At 69.4% G+C, this 21,260-nt stretch carries 18 protein-coding genes and 1 pseudogene; 11 read left to right on the top strand and 8 right to left on the bottom strand.

The window, feature by feature from the left end:
* Positions 1-84 precede the first annotated feature (84 nt).
* A pseudogene (locus tag ABZ319_RS28135) lies at positions 85-207 on the bottom strand (short-chain dehydrogenase); the annotation flags it as partial.
* Positions 208-280: 73 nt separating this feature from the next.
* Here ABZ319_RS28135 and ABZ319_RS28130 point away from each other — a divergent pair.
* The 6 genes from ABZ319_RS28130 to ABZ319_RS28105 all read left to right on the top strand — a co-directional run bounded on the left by ABZ319_RS28130 (position 281) and on the right by ABZ319_RS28105 (position 5,985).
* A complete protein-coding gene (locus ABZ319_RS28130; RefSeq protein WP_354989506.1) occupies positions 281-1,045 on the top strand; it encodes an enoyl-CoA hydratase family protein in 765 nt (254 codons plus the stop codon).
* Positions 1,046-1,050: 5 nt separating this feature from the next.
* Positions 1,051-1,926, top strand: coding sequence for a CoA-transferase (locus ABZ319_RS28125; RefSeq protein ID WP_354989505.1), 876 nt, complete (start codon positions 1,051-1,053; stop codon positions 1,924-1,926).
* Positions 1,926-2,684: a CoA-transferase gene (locus ABZ319_RS28120; protein WP_354989504.1), complete on the top strand. Its 759-nt coding sequence runs from the start codon at positions 1,926-1,928 to the stop codon at positions 2,682-2,684. The genes ABZ319_RS28125 and ABZ319_RS28120 overlap by 1 nt, the downstream gene beginning before the upstream one ends.
* Entirely contained in the window at positions 2,681-3,763 is a 1,083-nt protein-coding gene (locus ABZ319_RS28115; protein ID WP_354989503.1) for a nitronate monooxygenase, read from the top strand. Before ABZ319_RS28120 ends, ABZ319_RS28115 begins: the two co-directional genes overlap by 4 nt.
* Positions 3,764-4,018: 255 nt before the next feature.
* Positions 4,019-4,876, top strand: a complete 858-nt coding sequence (locus tag ABZ319_RS28110; RefSeq protein WP_354989502.1) for a metallophosphoesterase — start codon at positions 4,019-4,021, stop codon at positions 4,874-4,876.
* Between the two features lie 143 nt (positions 4,877-5,019).
* Complete coding sequence (locus tag ABZ319_RS28105; protein WP_354989501.1) at positions 5,020-5,985, top strand: cation diffusion facilitator family transporter; 966 nt, start codon at positions 5,020-5,022, stop codon at positions 5,983-5,985.
* Here ABZ319_RS28105 and ABZ319_RS28100 read toward each other — a convergent pair.
* Positions 5,973-7,403, bottom strand: coding sequence for a solute carrier family 23 protein (locus ABZ319_RS28100; protein ID WP_354989500.1), 1,431 nt, complete (start codon positions 7,401-7,403; stop codon positions 5,973-5,975). The two genes, ABZ319_RS28105 and ABZ319_RS28100, sit on opposite strands and share 13 nt — an antisense overlap.
* Before the next feature lie 813 nt (positions 7,404-8,216).
* On the opposite strand from ABZ319_RS28100, the gene ABZ319_RS28095 reads away from it, so the two are divergent.
* Entirely contained in the window at positions 8,217-9,491 is a 1,275-nt protein-coding gene (locus tag ABZ319_RS28095; RefSeq protein WP_354989499.1) for a hypothetical protein, read from the top strand.
* A 92-nt stretch (positions 9,492-9,583) separates the two neighbouring features.
* Here the strand turns inward: ABZ319_RS28095 and ABZ319_RS28090 are convergent, their stop codons facing one another.
* The 6 genes from ABZ319_RS28090 to ABZ319_RS28065 all read right to left on the bottom strand — a co-directional run bounded on the left by ABZ319_RS28090 (position 9,584) and on the right by ABZ319_RS28065 (position 16,492).
* Positions 9,584-11,413, bottom strand: a complete 1,830-nt coding sequence (locus ABZ319_RS28090; protein ID WP_354989498.1) for a multicopper oxidase domain-containing protein — start codon at positions 11,411-11,413, stop codon at positions 9,584-9,586.
* A gap of 187 nt (positions 11,414-11,600) precedes the next feature.
* The gene (locus tag ABZ319_RS28085; protein WP_354989509.1) at positions 11,601-12,752 is read right to left on the bottom strand and encodes an acetyl-CoA C-acetyltransferase; all 1,152 of its coding nucleotides are present in this window, start codon (positions 12,750-12,752) and stop codon (positions 11,601-11,603) included.
* Positions 12,753-12,872: 120 nt separating this feature from the next.
* A complete protein-coding gene (locus tag ABZ319_RS28080; protein ID WP_354989497.1) occupies positions 12,873-13,505 on the bottom strand; it encodes a TetR/AcrR family transcriptional regulator in 633 nt (210 codons plus the stop codon).
* Between the two features lie 18 nt (positions 13,506-13,523).
* Entirely contained in the window at positions 13,524-14,276 is a 753-nt protein-coding gene (locus ABZ319_RS28075; protein WP_354989496.1) for a hypothetical protein, read from the bottom strand.
* A 180-nt stretch (positions 14,277-14,456) separates the two neighbouring features.
* On the bottom strand, positions 14,457-15,251 hold the full coding sequence (locus tag ABZ319_RS28070; RefSeq protein ID WP_354989495.1) for an SDR family oxidoreductase: 795 nt from the start codon (positions 15,249-15,251) through the stop codon (positions 14,457-14,459).
* Positions 15,248-16,492, bottom strand: a complete 1,245-nt coding sequence (locus ABZ319_RS28065) for an acyl-CoA dehydrogenase family protein (protein ID WP_354989508.1) — start codon at positions 16,490-16,492, stop codon at positions 15,248-15,250. Before ABZ319_RS28065 ends, ABZ319_RS28070 begins: the two co-directional genes overlap by 4 nt.
* A gap of 91 nt (positions 16,493-16,583) precedes the next feature.
* On the opposite strand from ABZ319_RS28065, the gene ABZ319_RS28060 reads away from it, so the two are divergent.
* From ABZ319_RS28060 to ABZ319_RS28045, 4 genes are read left to right on the top strand one after another with little or no spacing between them, the layout of a single operon-like run.
* The gene (locus tag ABZ319_RS28060; RefSeq protein ID WP_354989507.1) at positions 16,584-18,131 is read left to right on the top strand and encodes a FadD3 family acyl-CoA ligase; all 1,548 of its coding nucleotides are present in this window, start codon (positions 16,584-16,586) and stop codon (positions 18,129-18,131) included.
* Positions 18,128-19,036, top strand: coding sequence for an enoyl-CoA hydratase (locus ABZ319_RS28055; RefSeq protein ID WP_354989494.1), 909 nt, complete (start codon positions 18,128-18,130; stop codon positions 19,034-19,036). The genes ABZ319_RS28060 and ABZ319_RS28055 overlap by 4 nt, the downstream gene beginning before the upstream one ends.
* A complete protein-coding gene (locus ABZ319_RS28050) occupies positions 19,037-20,167 on the top strand; it encodes an acyl-CoA dehydrogenase family protein (RefSeq protein ID WP_354989493.1) in 1,131 nt (376 codons plus the stop codon).
* 18 nt (positions 20,168-20,185) lie between these two features.
* The gene (locus ABZ319_RS28045; RefSeq protein ID WP_354989492.1) at positions 20,186-21,211 is read left to right on the top strand and encodes an acyl-CoA dehydrogenase family protein; all 1,026 of its coding nucleotides are present in this window, start codon (positions 20,186-20,188) and stop codon (positions 21,209-21,211) included.
* The last annotated feature ends 49 nt before the right edge of the window (positions 21,212-21,260 follow it).

Raw genomic sequence — 21,260 nt, 5'->3', positions numbered from 1 at the left:
CAACCTATATTAAAACAACACCCCCACCACCCTACCCAAACCCCACCCTCTTCCTTCCCCCCCGTTTCCCCCGCCCTCGGCGGGGGGCCGGCGCGCGCCCCCCACGACGGTCGCGCCGGCGTCCAGGAATACCCGGCTGATACCGGCCCCGACTCCCCGGACGCCGCCGGTGACCAAGACGACCGATCCGGAGAGGTTCACTTCGATTGCCACCGTGCTAACCTACCAAGCACTTGCTTGTTTTGCCAACGATGGGCTGGCACTTTCCAAAGGGAGCGCGATGGGGATCATCCGTCACACCGAAACCGAGGGCGTGGAAGTAGTCACCGTTGACTACGCGCCGGTCAACGCCCTGCCCTCCGACGGCTGGTTCGCGCTCGCCGACGCCGTCCGCGAGGCCGGGCGCAACCCGGAGACCCGGGTCGTCGTGCTGCGCGCCGAGGGCCGCGGGTTCAACGCGGGCGTCGATATCAAGGAGATGAACGCGGACACCGGGCACACCGCCCTGATCCGCGCGAACCACGGCTGCTTCGCCGCCTTCGCCGCCATCTACGACTGCGAGGTCCCGGTCGTCACCGCCGTGAACGGCTTCTGCCTCGGCGGCGGCATCGGCCTGGTCGGCAACTCCGATGTCATCGTCGCCTCCGACGACGCGACCTTCGGCCTCCCCGAGGTCGACCGCGGCGCGCTCGGTGCGGCCACCCATCTCTCGCGCCTGGTCCCCCAGCACCTCATGCGGACCATGTTCTACACCGCGGGCACCCTCACCGCACAGCAGTTGCACCACTACGGCTCGGTCTTCAAGGTCGTGCCGCGCGCCGAACTCGACGCCGCCGCCATGGAGGTGGCCAAGAACATCGCCAACAAAGACGGCCGCGTCATCCGCGCCGCCAAGAAGGCGCTGAACGGCATCGACGTGCAGGACGTGCACCGCTCCTACCGGTTCGAGCAGGGCTTCACCATGGAGCTCAACCTCGCCGGCGTGGCGGACGAGATCCGCGCCCGGTTCGACGACGACATCGCGGCCCAGAAGAAGGGGAAGTAGAAGCCATGCGCGACAAGCGGATGACGCTCGACGAGATCGTCGGCGAACTGCACAGCGGAATGACCATCGGACTAGGCGGCTGGGGTTCGCGCCGCAAGCCGATGGCGCTGGTGCGGGCAATTCTCAAGTCGGACATCAAGGATCTGACGGTCGTCACCTACGGCGGACCGGATCTGGGTCTGCTGTGCTCGGCGGGCAAGGTCAAGAAGGCGTACTACGGCTTCGTGTCCCTGGACTCCGCGCCGTTCTACGACCCGTGGTTCGCCAAGGCGCGCACCGCCGGTGAGATCACCGTGCGCGAGATGGACGAGGGCATGGTCAAGTGTGGGCTGCAGGCAGCCGCCGCACGTCTGCCCTTCCTGCCGATTCGGGCCGGACTGGGTTCCGCCGTGGTCGATTTCTGGGAGGGCGAGCTGAAAACCGTTCAGTCGCCCTATCAGACCGACGGCAAGACCGAGACCCTCATCGCCATGCCCGCGCTGAATCTCGATGCCGCGTTCATGCACCTGGACCTGGGTGACAAGCACGGCAATGCCGCCTACACCGGCATCGACCCGTACATGGACGACCTGTACGCGCTGGCCGCCGAGAAGCGCTACCTGTCGGTGGATCGTCTGGTCGAGACCGAGGAACTGGTGAAAGCCGTTCCGCTGCAGTCGCTCATCCTCAACCGGCTGATGGTCGACGGCGTGGTCGAAGCCCCCGGCGGCGCACACTTCACCTTCTCCGGCAGCTACGGGCGCGACGAGAAGTTCCAGCGCCACTATGTCGAGGCCGCCAAGACCCCCGAGTCGTGGGCCGAGTTCAAGGCCCGCTACCTGGACGTGTCCGAGGCCGAATACCAGGATGCCGTCAAGGCTTTCGCCGAGGAGCAGAAGTAATGACCGACACCACCACCATTACTCGGGCCGAGGTTTGTGTCGTCGCGTCGGCGGAGATCTTCCGCGGCGCGGGCGAGATCGTGGCCTCCCCGATGTCCACCGTCACCACCATCGGCGCGCGACTGGCGCGGCTCACCTTCGAGCCCGACCTGGTGCTCTCCGACGGTGAGGCACGGCTGTTCGCCGAGGTCCCGCCGATCGGCGGCCAGGCTCCGCTCGAGGGCTGGTTCCCGTTCTCCAAGGTCTTCGACGTGGTGCAGTCCGGTCGCCGCCATGTGGTCATGGGCGCCAACCAGATCGATCGCTTCGGCAACCAGAACCTCTCGGCATTCGGGCCGCTGCAGCAGCCGACCCGGCAGATGTTCGGTGTGCGCGGCGCGCCCGGCAACACCATCAACCACGCGACCAGCTACTTCGTGCCCAAGCACAACAGGCGAGTCTTCGTGGACCAGGTCGACATCGTCTCCGGAATCGGTTACGACAAGATCGATCCCGAGAACCCGGCCTACCGGTTCCACCACCTGCACCGCGTGGTCTCGAACCTGGGCGTGTTCGACTTCAACGGCCCGGACCACACCCTGCGCGCGCTGTCGCTGCACCCGGGCGTGAGCGCGGACGAGGTCGCCGAGAACACCTCGTTCGAGGTCGCGGGGCTGGCCGAGGCCGGCGAGACCCGGCTGCCCACCGAGGAGGAGCTGCGGATCATCCGGACCGTGCTGGACCCCAAGGGCTTCCGTGAGAAGGAAGTGACGGCGTGACCGCGCGGCTGCGGACTCCGCTGACCGAACTGGTCGGCATCGAGCATCCGATCGTGCAGACCGGCATGGGCTGGGTCGCGGGTCCGGCCCTGGTCTCGGCCACCGCGAACGCGGGCGGTCTCGGCATTCTGGCCTCGGCGACCATGACCTTCGAAGAGCTCGAAGTGGCTATCGCCAAGACGAAGTCGCAGACGGACAAGCCCTTCGGCGTGAACATTCGCGCCGACGGCTTCGACGCCACCGAGCGCTGCGAGCTGATGATCCGGGAAGGCGTGAAGGTCGCTTCCTTCGCGCTGGCCCCCAAGAAGGAACTCATCGCCCGGCTCAAGGACAACGGCGTCGTGGTGGTTCCGTCGATCGGAGCGGCCAAGCACGCGGTGAAGGTCGCCTCCTGGGGCGCCGACGCGGTGATCGTGCAGGGTGGTGAGGGCGGCGGGCACACCGGTTCCGTCGCTACCACGCTGCTGCTGCCCTCGGTGCTGGACGCGGTGGACATCCCGGTCGTCGCCGGCGGCGGTTTCTTCGACGGTCGCGGCCTGGCCGCCGCGCTCTCGTACGGTGCGGCCGGCGTCGCCATGGGCACCCGCTTCCTGCTCACCCAGGAGAGCAGCGTGCCGGAGGCGGTCAAACGGGAGTACCTCGCCCGCGGCCTGCAGGACACGGTCGTCTCCAAGAAGGTCGACGGCATGCCGCATCGCGTGCTCAATACCGAACTGGTGCAGAAGCTCGAGAACTCGGGCCGGGCGCGCGGATTCGCCGCCGCCGCGTCGAACGCGCTGAAGTTCAAGGGCATGACCGGCATGAAGTGGTCGACCATCGTCAAGGACGGTCTCGCCATGCGCAAGCACAAGGACCTCACCTGGTCCCAGGTGATCATGGCCGCCAACACCCCGATGCTGCTGAAAGCCGGTCTCGTGGAAGGCAACACCCAGGCGGGCGTCCTGGCTTCGGGCCAGGTCGCCGGAATCATCGAGGACCTGCCCACCGTGCAGGAACTCGTCGACCGCATCGTCGCCGACGCCGTCACGCGCATCGAGGCCCTCGCCGCCTACCGCATCACCGACGAGGCCACCGCTTAAAACCGTCCCACCCGTTGTGGATTCATCCACAACCCCGAGCCGCGCGGCCCGACACAATCGGCCGCGCACCCCAGGATCCGACCGACCTCGGATCCTTTCGGCGCACGGCCTCGCCGCCGTCCGCGCCCCGGCCGCCCCGGAACCTCTCGCCCGGGGCGGCTCGGGCCGCGTCTCCGCGACCTGCGGGCCGGACTCCCGGCATGCCCGGAGAAATCGGGGATGCCGATGTCGGGCGGGACTGCCACCATGTGGGCCATGGGGAACGTCTTGATTGCCGGTGACCTGCACGGGAATACCGGGCACGCGCTGAACGTGGTGCAGGCCGCGGTGCGGAACGACTGCTCGCGGGTGTTCGTGGTGGGGGATTTCGGCGCCTGGGAGCACATGCCGTCGGGGAAACGGTATTTCGACGTCGTCGACAAGGCCGCGCGGAAAGCCGGCGTGCCGGTGTATTTCCTCGACGGCAATCACGACAAGAGTTCGCTGCTGCACGAGATGTACGACGAGCAGCGCGACGACGAGGGCTTTCTGCGGTGCCGCAGGAATGTGCGGTACGCGCCGCGCGGGCATCGCTGGACCTGGGAGGGAACCACTTTCGCCGCGTTCGGCGGTGCGCGTTCCACCGACAAGGGGTGGCGGCTGGCGCGCGAGGCGCGCACGCGGGAACAGGATCTGCGGCGCCGCCGGTACGGCTCCGCGCGGGTGCGCGCGTCCGCGGGCACGCTGTGGTTCCCGGAGGAGGAGATGACCGACGACGAGCTCGCCGAACTGCTCTGCGCCGACGCCTCGCCCGTGGACATCGTGCTCACCCACGACAAGCCGCGCGCCTCGAACCCCAAGTTCAACCGCAAGGACAGGCCCGAGTGCTTCCCCAATCAGGACCGCATTCAGGAGGTGGTGGAGACCTTGCGCCCCGGCGTGCTCTTCCACGGGCATCTGCACTACCGCTACACCGAGCTCATCGCCTGCGGCGGTGCGGGCTGGACCCGGGTCGAGGGCCTGGCCTCGGACCCGGAGTCGGCCGCGCACCCGTCCTATTCGATAGAGCAGTCCTGGTTCGTGCTGTCGCTTCCGCACACCACCGCGGAGGTCGCCGAGCCCGCCGCCGGATAGTCCCGCGCGGTATCCGGGTAACCCCGCGACGCGCCGCCCGCGCACCTCGAAACCCGCTCGCACGCTGCGACGACGATCGACGATCTTGCATACATAGCGATGCGTGCATATGATCGCCTGCGGTCGCAGGAGAGGAGATCGACATGGGTGCAGGGCACGCGCACGGCCACGATCACGGGCATTCGCACGGCGCCACGGCCGACAGCGACAAACGCCTGCTGGCGGGAGCGCTGGCGCTCATCGTCGTCTTCATGCTCGGCGAAGTCGTGGTCGGGTTCATCTCCGGATCGCTGGCGCTGCTCTCCGACGCCGCGCACATGCTCACCGACGCGGCCGCCATCGCGCTGGCGCTGTGGGCGATCCGGCTGGCCGCGCGGCCCGCGGCCGGGCGCATGACCTTCGGCTGGAAACGCGTGGAGATCCTGTCCGCCATGGCGAACGGCGCGACGCTGCTGGTGCTGGCGGCCTGGCTCACCTTCGAAGCCGTCGAACGCCTGCTGAATCCGCCGGAGGTGACCGGCGGGCTGGTGCTGATCACCGCGCTCATCGGCGTGGTGGTGAACCTGATCGCCACGCTCATGATCAGCCGGGCCAATCGCACCAGCCTGAACGTCGAGGGCGCGTTCCAGCACATCCTCAACGATCTGTACGGCTTCATCGCCACCGCGGTCGCGGGCGCGATCATCATGGTCACCGGGTTCGTGCAGGCCGACGTCATCGCCACCATGATCGTGGTCGTGCTCATGGTCAAGGCCGGCGTCGGGCTGGTGCGCGCTTCGAGCCGCATCTTCCTCGAAGCCGCGCCGGAGAACCTGGACCCCACCACCATCGGCGCGGCCATGGCCGCGCGCGAGCATGTGGTGGAAGTGCACGATCTGCACATTTGGGAGATCACCTCGGGCTCCCCCGCGCTGTCCGCCCACGTCCTGGTCGAGCCCGGCCAGGATTGCCATGCCGCCCGCGAGGATCTCGCGGGGTTCCTGGCGCACGAGTACCACATCGACCACGCCACCCTGCAGGTCGATCACGCGCAGCCCGGGGTGATCGGGCTGGGCCGCGCGGCCGCTTCACACTGCGAGCAGGCGCACGGCCCCGCTCACATCGGCTGATCGCGGCCGGTCGGCGGCTGCCCGGGCCCGGCCGAATCATGGTCGCCGGGTGCGTCATAGGACGAGGTGCCCTCGTCCAGCAGCGGTTCCCCGTCCCGGAAGTGCGCGGGCGCGAGGCGGCGCAGCACGTGGTAGCCGGTGATCACGACGAGGGTGCCGAGCGCGATGCCGCCGAGGGTGAAATTGTCGGAGAACTCGATGCTCACATTGCCGATGCCGATGATCAGGCCGGCGGCGGCCGGTACCAGATTGAGCGGATTGCGCAGGTCCACACCGGCATTGGTCCAGATCTGCGCGCCCAGCAGGCCGATCATGCCGTACAGGATGACGGTGATCCCGCCGAGCACACCGCCCGGAATGGCCGCCACGACCGCGCCGAATTTCGGGCACAGACCGAACAGCAGCGCGAAACCGGCTGCGGCCCAATAGGCCGCGGTGGAATACACGCGGGTCGCGGCCATGACGCCGATGTTCTCCGAGTACGTGGTGTTGGGCGGACCGCCGACGGCGGTGGACAGCATCGAGGCCGCGCCGTCGGCGGCGATGGCGGTGCCGAGTTTGCCGTCGAGCGAGTCACCGGTCATCTCGCCCACGGCCTTCACGTGGCCCGCGTTCTCGGCGACCAGCGCGATCACCACGGGCAGGGCGACCAGGATCGCCGACCATTCGAACGCGGGCGCGTGGAAGCTCGGCAGGCCGATCCAGTCCGCGTGCGCCACCCCGGACAGATCCAGCCGCCAGTGGTCGACGACCTCGCCGCTGCCGTCCGCGGAGTGGATGCGGCCGAAGACGCGGTCCAGCAGCCAGGACAGGCCGTACCCGAAGATCAGGCCCAGGAAAATGGCTATGCGCGAGAAGAATCCGCGCAGCGCCACCACCGCGAGACCGGTGAACAGCATGACCAGCAGCGCCGTCCACTGGTCCTGCGGCCAGTACACCGAGGCCGTCACCGGCGCGAGGTTGAAGCCGATGAGCATGACCACCGCGCCGGTCACCACCGGCGGCATGGCGATGTGAATGATGTGCGCGCCGAATTTGCGCACCGCCACCCCGACCAGGAACAGCGCCGCGCCCACCACCAGGCAGGCCCCGGTGACCGTCGCGCTGGTACCGCCCTGCGCCCGGATCACCGCGGCCACGCCGACGAACGACAGCGAGCAGCCCAGGTAGCTGGGCACCTGCCCCCCGGTGGCCAGCAGGAAGATGGCGGTCGCGACGCCGGACATCATGATGGCGAGATTGGGGTCCAATCCCATGAGCACGGGCGCGACGAAGCTCGCCCCGAACATGGCCACCACGTGCTGCGCCCCGAGCCCGAAAGTGCGCGGCCAGGACAGCCTCTCGTCGGGCCGGACCACCGCCCCGGGCGCGGGGGTCCGCCCGTCCCCGTGCACTTTCCAGCGGACACCAAGGTTCATAAGCCGCCGCTTTCTCACCGGACCGGGATTCGAATTCGGCCAATAGTAGTGCGAGCAAACGTTCAGTTCTCGCCATCCCCGCGCCCCGCCACGCGCGCCCGCCACCAACACCCGCGGCCGACCCGACCCGCGCACACGGTGCCGGATCGGTCACCGCTCACGAACCGCGGCCCGCCCCGTACCGCCCCCGCAACTCACGCGAGCGCGCGGACGGACTCGCGCGCCCGCTGCAACCACGCCCGCCACATCGCACCGCCTGCCGCCCCGCACCTCGTGCGGGTTCGAACCGCCACCGCGAACTCGCCGTTGCGCTGACCGTGACCAGCCCGCCCGCGCTCCGGTCGACGACGCCGGTACCTGTTCGCCGGGCACGCGATCGCCAGGAAACCCGAGCGGTGCTGCCGCGCGGCTGTATTCACGCCGGGCGCGAACATTCGACATCGCCCGGTCGGATACGAGTCGACACACGCACATCGACGGATCCACCTACCCCGATCTCCGGTACGGCGGACGCGGGCCGGCATCTGCGGGCAGGGCCGTCCGTGCAGGCCGGGCCGTCCATGCAGGCCGGGCCGTCCGTGCGGGTGACCGCGACCTGCTACGGGCGCGCCGTGGTCGCCGTGTCCGGCAATCACGACGCGGTCCACACCATCGACTCGAGGCGTACCGGCCGGCCATCCAGCCGGCTCCCAGGGCGGATCGTCCTTCGGGGCGGCGGGGTTGCCATGCCCTGCGAGTGCCGCGATCGCGGCCGGGGCGACGGAGTTCGGGCATCATGGGGCGGATACGGGAGGGATGGGGAAGGGGATGGGTGTGGGGTGGTGGCGGTGGGCGCTGCGCGGGGTGGGGATCGTGGTCACGGTCCTGGTGCTGGTGGGGGCGGGGCGGTTTCTGTGGCCGCAGCCGGGAATCGACGAGCAGCCCGGGAGTGCCTGGCGGCAGCTGGCTTTCGTGCGGGCGGCGATCGACGGCGGGGCCGACGTCGAAGCGCAGGGGCAGTTCCCGGAGGGGTACTACTTCTCGAACGCGCTGTACGGGCTGGCCTGGGTGCAGGTCGGGCTGGCGGACCCCGGGACGCGGGACGAGGCGTTGCGCGAGGCGCGGTGGGCGCTGGGGCGGGTCGAGTCCGAGCGGGGGCGCGAGGTTTTCAGCCCGGGGCTGCGGCCCGCGTACGGGATCTTCTGGGCGGGGTGGACGAATTGGCTGCGCGGGGGCATTCTCGCGCTCGGCGGAACCGGCGACGCCGCGGAGGTCGAGCGCTTCGTGGACGGCGTCGCGGAGATGGCGGCGGCGTTCACGGGGTCGGCGACGCCGTTCCTACAGGCCTATCCCGGACAGGCGTGGCCCGTCGATTCCACGGTGGCGATCGCGGCGCTGCGCCTGCACGACAGTCTGTTCGCGCCGCGCTTCGGCGCCGAGGTGGCGCAGTGGCTGACCGCCGTGCGCGCACGGCTCGACCCGGCGACCGGCATGCTGCCGCACCGGGTGTCCGCCGCCGACGGCACGCCGGTGCAGGGCGCGCGAGCCACCTCGCAATCGGTCATCCAACGCTTCCTGCCCGAGATCGACGCCGACTTCGCGGCCCAGCAGTACGCCCGCTACCGCGGCGAATTCCTCGCGTTCCCGGGCGGTTTCGGCCCCGCCCTGCGGGAGTATCCACGCGGCGTCCCGGGCAGCGGTGACGTGGACTCCGGTCCCCTGGTCGCCGGTGTCAGCCTGTCCTCGACGGTGGTGGCGCTGGGCGCGGCCCGGGTCAACGGCGACGAATCCCTGGCCACCGCACTGGGTTCGGCGGGCGAGCTGCTCGGCCTGCCGCTGACCCTGCCCGGCAGCAAGCGCTACGCGTTCGGCCTGGTCCCCATCGGCGACGCCTTCGTGGTGTGGTCCGCCACCGCCCGCCCGTTCACGACCGCGCCGCCGCCGGCCGGGACGCGGGACCTGCCGTGGTGGTGGCGGCTGCCCTGGCTGGCCGTGCTCTGCCTCGGCGCGAGTGCGCCGTGGCTACCCCGCGTGGCCGGACTGTGGCATCGCCGCCGCGAATCCGCTCCCAAGGATCCGCGACCGGCAGCCACGAGCACGGCTAACTAGCTGATCGGTTGCCATCTCCCGGTCCGGCACGCCGAAGAACCGGCGAAACGGACGTGCCCCGGGGCGGACTATGCGAACCGAAACCCCTGCCCTCACCCGGTGATCCGGATCTGCTGCATCATGTCGTGGTCCGCGTGATCGAGGTTGTGGCAGTGCCACACGTAGCCCCGTATCTCCGCGTGCCCGCCGCCGTGCGCCGTCCCGTGTCCCCCGGCGGGCGAAATCGCTTCCGCCCCAGCGGGAACCGGCACGACCGCGTCCGGATCGAAGCCCAGTTCGGCGATCGAGGGCCAGTACACCAGGATTCGGGTGATCGTGTCGGTCGGGCACTCGACGGTGTCCTTCCACCCCGCCTCCCACGGCGGCGGCGACTGCGCCGGCCCGAAGGCATAGGCGTCCGCGGACGGCTGCCAGCGGGCGCCGAACGCGGGCGGCGGATTACCCAGCCAGTACGCCTGGGTGAGGATGGGCTGGCGCGACAGCACCCGGATGCGCGCCAGGTGCAGGTGCACGGGGTGATCGAAGGGCGTGGCGTTGACGATGTCCCACTGCTCGATCGTGCCCGCGCGCGCCACATCCACGTCGGCGGTCAGGAACGGCAGGTTGTTCAGCGCCATCATGGTCGGGAACACCGCCGCGGACCGGGCGTCGTCGTTGAGCCCGATGAGCGTCATGGTGCGCACGCGTTCGGGCGGTTCCGGTGGCGCGAGCGGCTCGGGGAGTCCGGGCCCGCCGCGCAGCCGGGGCGGCACCCGCGCGGGCGGCCCGTCCCCGGCGACGGTGAACCGCATGATCCGGCGCACCTCGGGGACCATGAACACGGTGTTGCCGAAGTCGTTGAGGGCGGTATTGATCAGATCCGCCTGCGTCCCGTCCGGCAGCGCCCCGAAATCGACCAGCAGGTCCACCCGCTCCCCCGGGCTCACCCGCACCGCGCCGGTGGGCACCGGCGCGTCCAGCAGTCCCAGATCGCCGCCGATCACCCAGAACGGCAGTCCGCCCTCGAATTCGAGAATGTAGGGGCGGGAGTTGGAGCCGTTGAGCACCCGGAACCGATAGAGCGTGCGGCGCACCCCGAGTCGCGGCCAGACCTTCCCGTTCACACATGCCACGTCGCCGAGCTGCCCGGATTGGTTGTAGCCCTGGGGAATATAGACCCCGACCATCGGCTGCACGGTGCCGTCGGCGTTGAATGTGCGGTCCTGCACGATGAGCGGTATCTCGAATTCACCGCTCGGCAGTCCCAGCGGGTTGTCCGCCGCACCGGTGTCGAATTCGTCCCGCACGTAATACATTCCGGCGAGCCCGGCCTGGATGTTCAAGCGCGTGATGCCCATGACGTGGTCGTGGTACCAGAGCCCGGCCGCCTCCTGCCGATTGCCGTAGGCGAAAGCGGGCGTGCCGCCGTTCCGCCAGCCGATCAGCGGATGCCCGTCCGCCGCAGGGGTATTCGCGCCACCGTGCAGGTGAACGGTGAAGCGCGGATCGGTGCGGTCCAACTCGGTGGTGCCGTGCATGGTGAGGTCGACGTGCTGCGCGAGCACGTGCGGCCCGAGTTCGTTGCGGAAACTGATGCGCGACTCGCGATTTCGCCACGCCTCCAGGTTCGGCCCCAGCACCGGCCGGTCGAAGCCCCAGCTGCGCGCCTCGGGCAGATCCCGGTGATAGCTGTGCGTGCCCGCGATCGCGCTCAGTTGTCCCGTCGCGGGCCGGGTTTCGGGGATCGGCAGTTCGTCCACGAACGGCTGCAGCGGCGGTGAGTGGTAGTTGAACGGCGTCACCGGCAGCGCGGGCAGCGGCGGCAGCGGGAGCGGAGCGGGCGGCAGCGGTGCGGGATCCGCACCCGCCCCGGCCGTGAAACCGGCTCCGAGAATCCCGAGGGTCCCCAGCAGGAACCCGCGCCGGGGCAGGTCATCGCTCATAGCTCAAAAGATTCGCCGGGCCGGCGGGTGCCGGGTGCGTCCGTTTTTCGACTACCCCGATTCTCCGCTCGAACGCCGGATCACGCCCGGGAACGCCGAAGGCCGCATCCGCGGAAGCGGGATACGGCCTCGATAGCGGCGCGGGCGCTGCGCCCCGGTCGAACTCGGCTCGAACGAGCCGGGACGATCAGCCCAGGCGCTCGATGATGGTCACGTTGGCGGTGCCGCCGCCCTCGCAGATGGTGAGCAGGCCGTAGCGCCCGTTCACCCGCTCGAGCTCGTTGAGCAGCGAGGCGAACAGCTTGGCGCCGGTCGCGCCGAGCGGGTGGCCCAGCGCGATGGCCCCGCCGTTGACGTTGACCTTGTTCGGGTCCGCGCCGGTCTCCTTGATCCAGGCCAGCACGACCGAGGCGAAGGCCTCGTTGATCTCGATGACGTCCATGTCGTCGATCGTCAGCCCGGTCTTCTCCAGCGCCCACTTGGTGGCCGGGATCGGCGCGGTGAGCATGTAGATCGGGTCGGCGCCGCGCGCGCTCACGTGGTGGATGCGGGCGCGCGGGGTGAGCCCGTACTCCTGCACCGCCCAGTCCGAGGCCAGCAGCGTGGCCGCCGAACCGTCGGAGATCTGGCTGGCGAGCGCGGCGGTGACCCGGCTGCCCTCGGCGAGCGGCTTGAGCCCGGCCATCTTCTCCATGGTGGTCTCGCGCGGGCATTCGTCGATGAAGAAGTCGCCGACCCCGACGATCTCGCGATCGAAGCGGCCGTCGACGATGGCCTTGCGGGCGCGATCGTTGCTGCGCAGCGCCCACTCCTCCATGTCCACGCGGGAGATGTCCCACTTCTCGGCGATCATGTGCGCCGAATTGAACTGCGACACTTCACCGGTGCCGTAGCGGTGGTCCCAGCCCTGCGCACCGACGAACGGGGATTCGAAGCCGTACTGCTGGCCCGCGAGCATCGCCGAGGAGATCGGGATGGCGCTCATGTTCTGGATGCCGCCGGCCACGATGACCTCCGACGTCCCGGACATGATGGCCTGCGCGGCGAAGGTGATGGCCTGCTGCGAGGACCCGCACTGCCGGTCCACGGTCACGCCCGGCACCGATTCCGGGTAGCCCGCGGCCAGCCAGGCCGTCCGCGCGATGTTGCCCGCCTGCGGCCCGATCGTGTCGCAGCAGCCGAACACCACGTCGTCCACGTGCACCGGGTCGATGTTGTTGCGGCCCATCAGCCCCCGCAGTGCGGCGGCGCCCAGGTCGGCGGGGTGCACGGCGGCGAGCGACCCGCCGCGCTTGCCGACGGGCGTGCGCACGGCGTCGATCACATACGCCTCCCGCATCGGCGAATACTGGCGACGGGACGGTGCAGACATTGTGAACTCCTACTGCTAACTGCGGGCTGTAATTTTTCACCGGTCGGGCACGCGGCCCGTTGCCGATCCTGGTGGGATCGAAAGCTGTTATCGGGCTTCGGGATTGGTGAGTCCGTCGAGCACGATGGTGAGGTATTGCTTGGCCAGGGCGTCGACGGTGATGCGACCGCCGGGCTGATACCAGCGCACCGAAACCCATACGGTGTCGCGCAGGAACCGGTATGCGAGTTCGATATCCATTTCCGCGCGGAAACTGCCGTCGGCCACGCCATTGGCGAGCACCTGGTGCCAGAGTTCGCGGAACTCTTTGTTGTACTCGTCGATATAGCCGAATGGCGCCGCGCCGCTGAGGCGTTTGGCCTCGGCCTGGTAAATGGCGACCGCGGCGTGCCACTGATCGAAGGACTCGTACGACGCGAGCACCAGCGCCTCGAGGGTGTCGCGCGCGCCGAGCCCGGAGGCCACGATCTCGCGGTAGCGCCCGAAGAGGTCGTCGAGGAAGCCGCGCAGGATCTCGTCCACCATGGCTTCCTTCGAATCGAAGTGGTGGTAGAGACTGCCCGATAGAATCCCCGCGGCGTCGGCGATATCGCGAACCGTGGTGGCGCGCAGTCCTCGCTCGGCGAAGAGATTGGCGGCCAGGCCGAGCAGCTCGCTGCGGCGAGCAGACTTCGAGGGCTCCGAGGGTGGGGTCACGAAGCCCAATATACAACCAAGCATTTGCTTGGTCGAGGGGGGTCAGCGCACCGAATAGCGGAGCGGCGAGGAAACGGACAGATCGGCCAGCAGTCGATCGCAGATCACCACCGGTGAGATCCCCGCCCGGGACAGCCTGGCCACCAGGGCCAGCCGCCGCTCGGGACTGTCCCACTCGACGGTCAGCGGCTCGCGCCCCGGCCCCGCGTCCACCGTGGCCATCACCCGCGGCGGCTGCCCGTCGGCCTCGGACTCCTCGCTGAGCTTGAGCACCATGCCGCGCTGCCAGGCCCGATAGGTCTCCATATCCGCACCGGCCACCAATTTGTCCGTGGCCGCGCACAATCCCCGCGCGATGCCGTCGGTGAACGCGATGTGGTCGAAACGCAGCCGGCGGCACTCGCGCACCACCGCGAGCAGATCGGAGCGAACCTCGCACAGCAGCGCCGTCTGCCTGCGGCGGTGCAGTTCGAGCTCGGAGACGCCGTTCCTGGTCTCCGCGGTCAAACCCATGCGCCGGGCGCGTTCCCGATCGCGGATCATGTCCCGGCGCAGCGCGGCCTGTGGATCGCGGGAGATTTCTCCCTCGTCCACGGCGTGTTGTTCGAGAATCTCTGCGGCGCGCGTCGCGGTCACGCGTTCGGATTCGTGCTCGAGTAATTCCGCGCCCAGCGTGAGCGCGGCCATTATGACGTTGTCGAGTCTTCGGCGCGCGAGGACGACCTCGAGAACCAGCTCGAGTTCCAATTCGCGTACACGTTCGGTCAGTGCTTCTGGTTGGCGTTCCGGACCCATGGGTCGTGCCCTTCGACTATGCGGAACCGGCCTAAACCAGGATTACACAGCCGTACGGGGGTCGCGCCACAATATTTTTCGCCCGCTCCGCGCGCACGCGGATTTTCCGGCGACGCGGGTGCGAAATACAAAGCGGCCCGGCATGTTTCCACATACCGGGCCGTTCGAGACGGGAAATTCTCAGGCGCGCTGGCTCGAGATGGAGACGACCTCACCGGTCAGGTAGGTGGTGTAGTCGCTCGCGAGCATGGCGATGGTCGCGGCGACCTCCCACGGCTCGGCCGCGCGGCCGAACGCCTCACCGGCGGCCAGGCGGTCCAGCAGATCACCGGAGGTGACCTTGTCCAGGAAGGCGTGCCGGGCGATGGACGGCGCGACGGCGTTGATCCGCACCCCGTATTCGGCGGCCTCGACCGCGGAGCAGCGGGTCAGCGCCATGACGCCGGCCTTGGCTGCGGCGTAGTGCGCCTGCCCGTGCTGCGCGCGCCAGCCCAGCACGCTGGCGTTGTTGACGATCACGCCGCCGTGCCCCGCGTCGCGGAAGTACGCGAGCACCGCGCGGGTGGCCCGGAAGGTGCCGTTCAGCGTGATGTCGATGACCTTGTCCCACTGCTCGTCGGTCATGTCGACGACGGGGGTCTCACCGCCGAGTCCGGCGTTGTTGACCATGATGTCGATGCGGCCCAGGGCCTGCACCGCGCCCGCGATCAGTTGGTTGACCTGTTCGGTCGAGCTGACGTCGCAGGGCACGGAAGCGATTCGGCGGTCCGGGAATTCGGCCTGCAGCGCCTCGGCGGTCTCCTTCAGGCGACGCTCGTGCCAGTCGGAGACGACCACGTCGGCGCCTTCGGAGAGCAGCCGGCGGGCGGTGGCCGAGCCGATGCCGGTACCGGCGGCGGCGGTCACGACCGCGACCTTGCCCGCGAGCAGGTTGTGGCCGGGGGTGATCTCGGGGGCGGTGGACAGATCGGTCACGGACGAGCCTCTCGGGGAAGTCCGAGCACCCGCTCGGAGATGATGTTGCGCTGAATCTCGTTCGAACCGCCGTAGATGGTGTCCGCGCGAGTGAACAGGAAGAGCCGTTGCCAGGCATTGAGATCGGACTTGCCGTCGTGGTCGACGGCGTCGGCGATCAGGCCGGGCGCGCCGAGCACGTCCATGGCCAGCTCGCCCAGATCACGATGCCAGTTGGCCCACAGCAGTTTGGTGACCGAGGCCGAACCGGCGGCGGTGCGGGCGTCCACGGTGGCGCCGTCGTGCCCGGATTCGAGGGTGCGCAGGACATGGGCCCGCAGCACGCGCAGCCCCACCCAGGCCCGGTCGAACCGATCGGCGATGACCGCGTCGCTCAGCACGCCGCGCTGCTGCGCCACGGCCTCGAGGTCGGCGAGTTCCCGCGCGTAGCGGATCTGCTGACCGACGGTGGAGATGCCGCGCTCGAAGGTGAGCGTGCCCATCGCGACCGCCCAGCCGTCACCGGGCTTGCCGACCACGAGATCGGCTGCGGTGCGGGCATTGTCGAAGTAGACCTCGTTGAATTCCGCGGTCCCGGTGAGCTGGATGATCGGCCGCACCTCGACGCCCGGCTGCTTCATGGGCACCAGGAGATAGGACAGGCCCTTGTGCCTGCTCGACCCCTTCTCGGTGCGCGCGACCACGAAGCACCAGTCCGACAGATGCGCCAGCGAGGTCCACACCTTCTGCCCGGTGATCGACCATTCGTCGCCGTCCAGGTGCGCGGCGGTGGTGACCGCGGCCAGGTCCGAGCCCGCGCCGGGTTCGGAGTAGCCCTGGCACCACAGTTCGGTGACATTGCGGATGCCGGGCAGGAAGCGCTGCTTCTGCTCTTCGGTGCCGAAGGCCAGCACGGTCGGGCCGAGCAGTTCCTCGCCGAGGTGCGACACGCGGCTGGGTGCGTCGGCCTTGGCGTATTCCTCGTGGAAGATGACCTGCTGGGCCAGGGTGGCATCGCGGCCGCCCCATTCCTTGGGCCAGCCGAGGCAGGTGAGTCCGGCGGCGGCCAGGGCGCGGTCCCATTCGAGACGCTCCTCGAAGGCCTCGTGCTCGCGCCCGGGACCACCCAGACCGCGCAGTTCACGGAACTGTCCGTTCAGGTTCTCGGCCAGCCATTCCCGCACCTCGGCGCGGAATTCGGCGTCCTCACGGGATTCACGGCCAACCGTGATCCCGCTGGCCGGTTCGGGGGTCTGGATCATGCTCACCAACGTAGAGTAACCTACCAAGCACTTGCTTTGTTAGACCCATTCCCGGACGTTCGGAGCCCCCGTGACATCCCCACCGCAGACCGTGTCCGCGCTGCCGCAGACCACTCCCCTGGCGCTGCACGCCGCAGCGCAGGCGTACGGTTCCGCACCCGCCGTCACCGACGGTTCCGTGCGGCTGAGCTGGGCGCAACTGCTCGACTCGGTCCGTGAGACCGCCCGCGTGCTCATCGCGCAGGGCGTCGAGCGCGGCGACCGGATCGGCATCTGGGCTCCCAACACCCACCACTGGATCACCGCCGTACTGGCCACCCACTACGTGGGCGCGGTCATCGTGCCGCTCAACACGCGGTACGTGGCCGACGAGGCCGCCGACGTGCTGAGCCGGGTCCGGGCCAAGGCACTGTTCATCGTCGGGGAATTCCTGGGCCGCGACCGCCTGGCCGAATTGCGCGCCGACGCACCCGAACTCACCATCGACACCGTCATCGTCATTCCCGGTGACCGGGACGCCGCGGTCGAGAACGCCATCGCCTGGGCCGAATTGCCGAAGCTGGCCGAGGCCGTCACCCTCGCCGACGCCATCGCGCGCGCGGAATCGGTACTGCCCGATGACGTCTCGGACATCCTGTTCACCTCCGGCACCACCGGCCGCAGCAAGGGCGTGCTCATTCCGCACACCCGCGCGCTCACCAGCGCCCGCGCCTGGGCCGACTGCGCGACCCTGAACCAGCAGGACCGGTACCTCGTGGTGCCGCCCTTCTTCCACAGCTTCGGCTACAAGGCGGGCATTCTCGCCTCGCTGGTCACCGGCGCGAGCATCGTCCCGCAGGCCACCTTCGACGTGCCCGAGACCATGCGGCTCATCGCCGCCGAGCGCATCACGGTGCTGACCGGGCCGCCGACCATCTTCCAGACCATCCTCGAACATCCGGCCCGGGCCACCGCGGACCTGTCGACGCTGCGGGTCGCGGTCACCGGCGCGGCGACCGTGCCGGTCGTGCTCATCGAGCGCATGCGCGACGAACTGGACTTCGACGTGGTGCTGACCGCGTACGGGCAGACCGAATCCGGCGGCTTCGGCACCATGTGCCGCCCCGAGGATTCGGCCGAGACCATCGCCAACACCTGCGGCCGGGCCATCGACGGCTTCGAGATCAAACTGGCCGACAACGGTGAACTGCTGCTGCGCAGCTCACAGATCATGCTCGGCTACCTGGAGGATCCGCAGGCCACCGCCGACACCATCGACAACGACGGCTGGCTGCACACCGGCGACGTCGCGGTGATCGACGAGCGCGGCTACATGAAGGTCACCGACCGGCTCAAGGACATGTACATCTCCGGCGGCTTCAACGTCTATCCCGCCGAGGTGGAACAGGCCATGGCGCGCCTGGCCGGGGTCGCCGAGACCGCGGTCATCGGCGTGCCGGACGAGCGCATGGGCGAGGTCGGCAAGGTGTACGTCGTCCGCAAGCCCGGCGCCGAGCTGACCGCCGACGACGTTCTTGCGCATGCCAAGACGCTGCTGGCCAATTTCAAGGTGCCGCGGTTCGTGGAGTTCCGCGATCAGCTGCCCTACAGCGCCGCCGGCAAGGTACTCAAGCGGCAACTACGTGAGGAGAAGGCGTGAGCGCCACCGACTCGGCACCGGGGCCCATCCCCGACGAGGGCGAGGTCGTCCTCTACGAGAAGCGCGGGCCGATCGCGGTCGTCACGCTGAACCGGCCGGACTACCGCAATGCCCAGAACTCCGTGATGACCTACGCCCTGGACGCCGCCTTCGTGCGCGCGGTCGAGGACGCCGAGGTCAAGGTGATCGTGCTGGCCGGCGCCGGAAAGCATTTCAGCGCGGGGCACGACATCGGCACCCCGGGCCGCGATCATCACGTCAAGTACGAGAACCAGGCCGCGCTGTGGTGGGACCACACCGAACGGCCCGGCGGCGATCAGCGCTTCGCCCGCGAGACCGAGGTCTACCTCGGCATGTGCCGGCGCTGGCGCGAGATCCCCAAGCCGACGATCGCCATGGTGCAGGGCGCGTGCATCGCGGGCGCGCTCATGCTGGCCTGGTCCTGCGACATGATCGTGGCCTCGGACGACGCGTTCTTCTCCGATCCGGTGGTGCGCATGGGCATTCCGGGCGTGGAGTACTTCGCGCATCCGTGGATGCTCGGGCCGCGCCGCGCCAAGGAGATCCTGTTCACCGGTGACCGCTTCTCCGCCGCGCAGGCGTACGAGTGGGGCATGGTGAATCGCGTCGTCGAGCGCGCGAATCTGGAGACCGAGACGTTCGCGCTCGCCGAGAAGATCTCGGCCATGCCGCAATTCGGATTGGCGCTGACCAAGAAGGCCGTCAATCAGTGCGAGGACCTCATGGGCATGCGCGCGGGCATGGATTCGGTCTTCGGGCTGCACCATTTCGCGCACGCCCACAATGCCGAGGTCGGAGCGGATTCACTCGGCGGCATGAATGCCAAGTCTATGAAGAACACCGCGACGGCCACGGCCGACGCGGAGAGGAACGGGGCGAAGTAAGTGGATCTCGAATTCGACGCCAAGACAGCGGCTTTCCGGCAGGAGGTCCGGGAATTCCTGGCCGCCAACGTGCCCACCGCTCCCCTGCCGTCCATGGACACCGCGGCGGGCTTCGAGGCGCACCGCGAGTGGGAGGGCAAATTGGCCGACGCCCGGCTCTCCTGCGTGGCCTGGCCCGCCGAATACGGCGGCCGCGACGCCTCGCTGATCGAATGGGTGGTGTTCGAGGAGGAGTACTACGCCTCCGGCGCACCGGGGCGGGTCTCGCAGAACGGCATCTTCCTGCTGGCCCCGACGCTGTTCGAGCACGGCTCGCCCGAGCAGCTGGCCCGCATCCTGCCGAGAATGGCTCGCGCGGAGGATATCTGGGCGCAGGCGTGGTCCGAGCCCGAGGCCGGCAGCGACCTGGCGGGCATCCGCTCGAGCGCCAAGCGCACCGAGGGCGGCTGGATCCTCAACGGCCAGAAGACCTGGAGCTCGCGCGCCTCGTACGCGGATTGGGGCTTCGGGCTGTTCCGCAGCGACCCGGAAGCGCAGCGCCACAAGGGCTTGACGTATCTCATGTTCCCGCTGACGGCCGAGGGCGTCACCGTGCGCCCGATCCCGCAGCTGGACGGCGAGCCCGGATTCGCGGAGATCTTCCTGGACAACGTCTTCGTGCCGGACGCCGACGTCATCGGTGAGGCCAACAACGGCTGGAAGGTCGCCATGGCGACCTCGAGCAACGAGCGCGGGCTGTCGCTGCGCGCGCCCGGCCGCTTCAACGCCACCGCCGCCAAGCTCATCGAGCTGTGGCGCACGACCGCCGACGAGTCCGACACCGCCGTGCGCAACAGCGTCGTGGACGCGTGGGTCGGGGCCGAGGCGTACCGCCTGAACACCTGGGCCACCGTCACCCGGCTCGCCGACGGCGGTCAGCTGGGCGCGGAATCCTCGGTGAACAAGGTGTTCTGGTCCGATCTGGACATCGCCATGCACGAGACCGCACTGGACATCCGCGGGGCCGCCGCCGAGCAGGAATCGGAGTGGACCGACGGCTATCTCTTCGCGCTGGCCGGCCCGATCTACGCGGGCACCAACGAGATCCAGCGAAACATCATCGCCGAACGCCTGCTCGGCCTGCCGCGCTAGAACCACGGAGAAACCGACATGCGCTTCGCATTGACCGCAGAACAGATCGATTTCGCCGCCAGCCTGCGCAAGATGGGCGAGGCCGCCAAGACCCCCGCCGTCGTGCGCGCGTGGGGTGAGGGTGAGCACGCCGCCGGGCTCGCGCTGATCCGGCAGCTGGCCGAGGCCGGCGCGCTCGGGCTGACCGTCACCGAGGAGAACGGCGGCTTCGGCGCCGGGCCGGTGGAGCTCATCGTGGCCTTCACCGAGATCGGCCGGGCCGCCGTGCCCGGTCCGCTGATCGAGACCGCCGCCGCGATTCCCGCACTGCTGCAGGCGCTTCCGGACGGCGGACCCGCCTCGGAATGGCTGCCGGACTTCGCCGAGGGGTCCAAGCTGGGCACCCTCGCGCTGCCCGATCAGGGCGCGGCGGTGGCGCTGGACGCCGATGTCGCCGACCTGCGGCTGGTCGCCTCGGGTGACCGGATCGTGCTGGCGAGCGCGGGCGAGATCGTCCGCTCGGTGGACGCCGCGCGCCGGCTGTTCCCGCTGACCGGGGACGACGTGCTCGCCGAGGGCGACGGGGTGGCCGCGGCCATCGAACTCGCCTTCGACACCGGCGCGCTCGCCGCGGCCGCGCAGCTGCTCGGCGCGGGCCGGGCCCTGCTGGACACCAGCGTCGAGTACGTGAAGCAGCGCCAGCAGTTCGGCAAGCCGATCGGGCAGTACCAGGCCATCAAGCATCACCTGGCCAACGTCATGATCGGCCTCGAGATGGCGCAGCCGCTGCTCTACCGCGCCGCGCTGACCCTGCAGGACGGAGCCGAGGCCGGCATCCGCGCCCGCGACATCTCCGCCGCCAAGCTGGCCGCCGGGGAAGCGGCGTACCAGGCCGCGCGGATCGGGCTGCAGGTGCACGGCGCGATCGGCTACACCGCCGAATGCGATCTGTCGCTGTGGCTGACCAAGGTCAACGCGCTGCGTTCGGCCTGGGGCACGCCGGATCTGCACCGCGCCCGCATCGCCGCCGCGCTGCGCGCCGGCTCCCCCGAAGCCGCCGCGTGAGACCGCGCGGCGGGAACGGTCCGGCGCCGCAGGCGGTTTCGGCCGTGGC

The sequence above is a fragment of the Nocardia sp. NPDC005978 genome (assembly GCF_040614455.1).
Lineage (GTDB): Bacteria > Actinomycetota > Actinomycetes > Mycobacteriales > Mycobacteriaceae > Nocardia.
The sequence above is the reverse complement of the archived record's forward strand: the minus strand, read 5'-3'. Positions and strand labels throughout refer to the sequence as shown.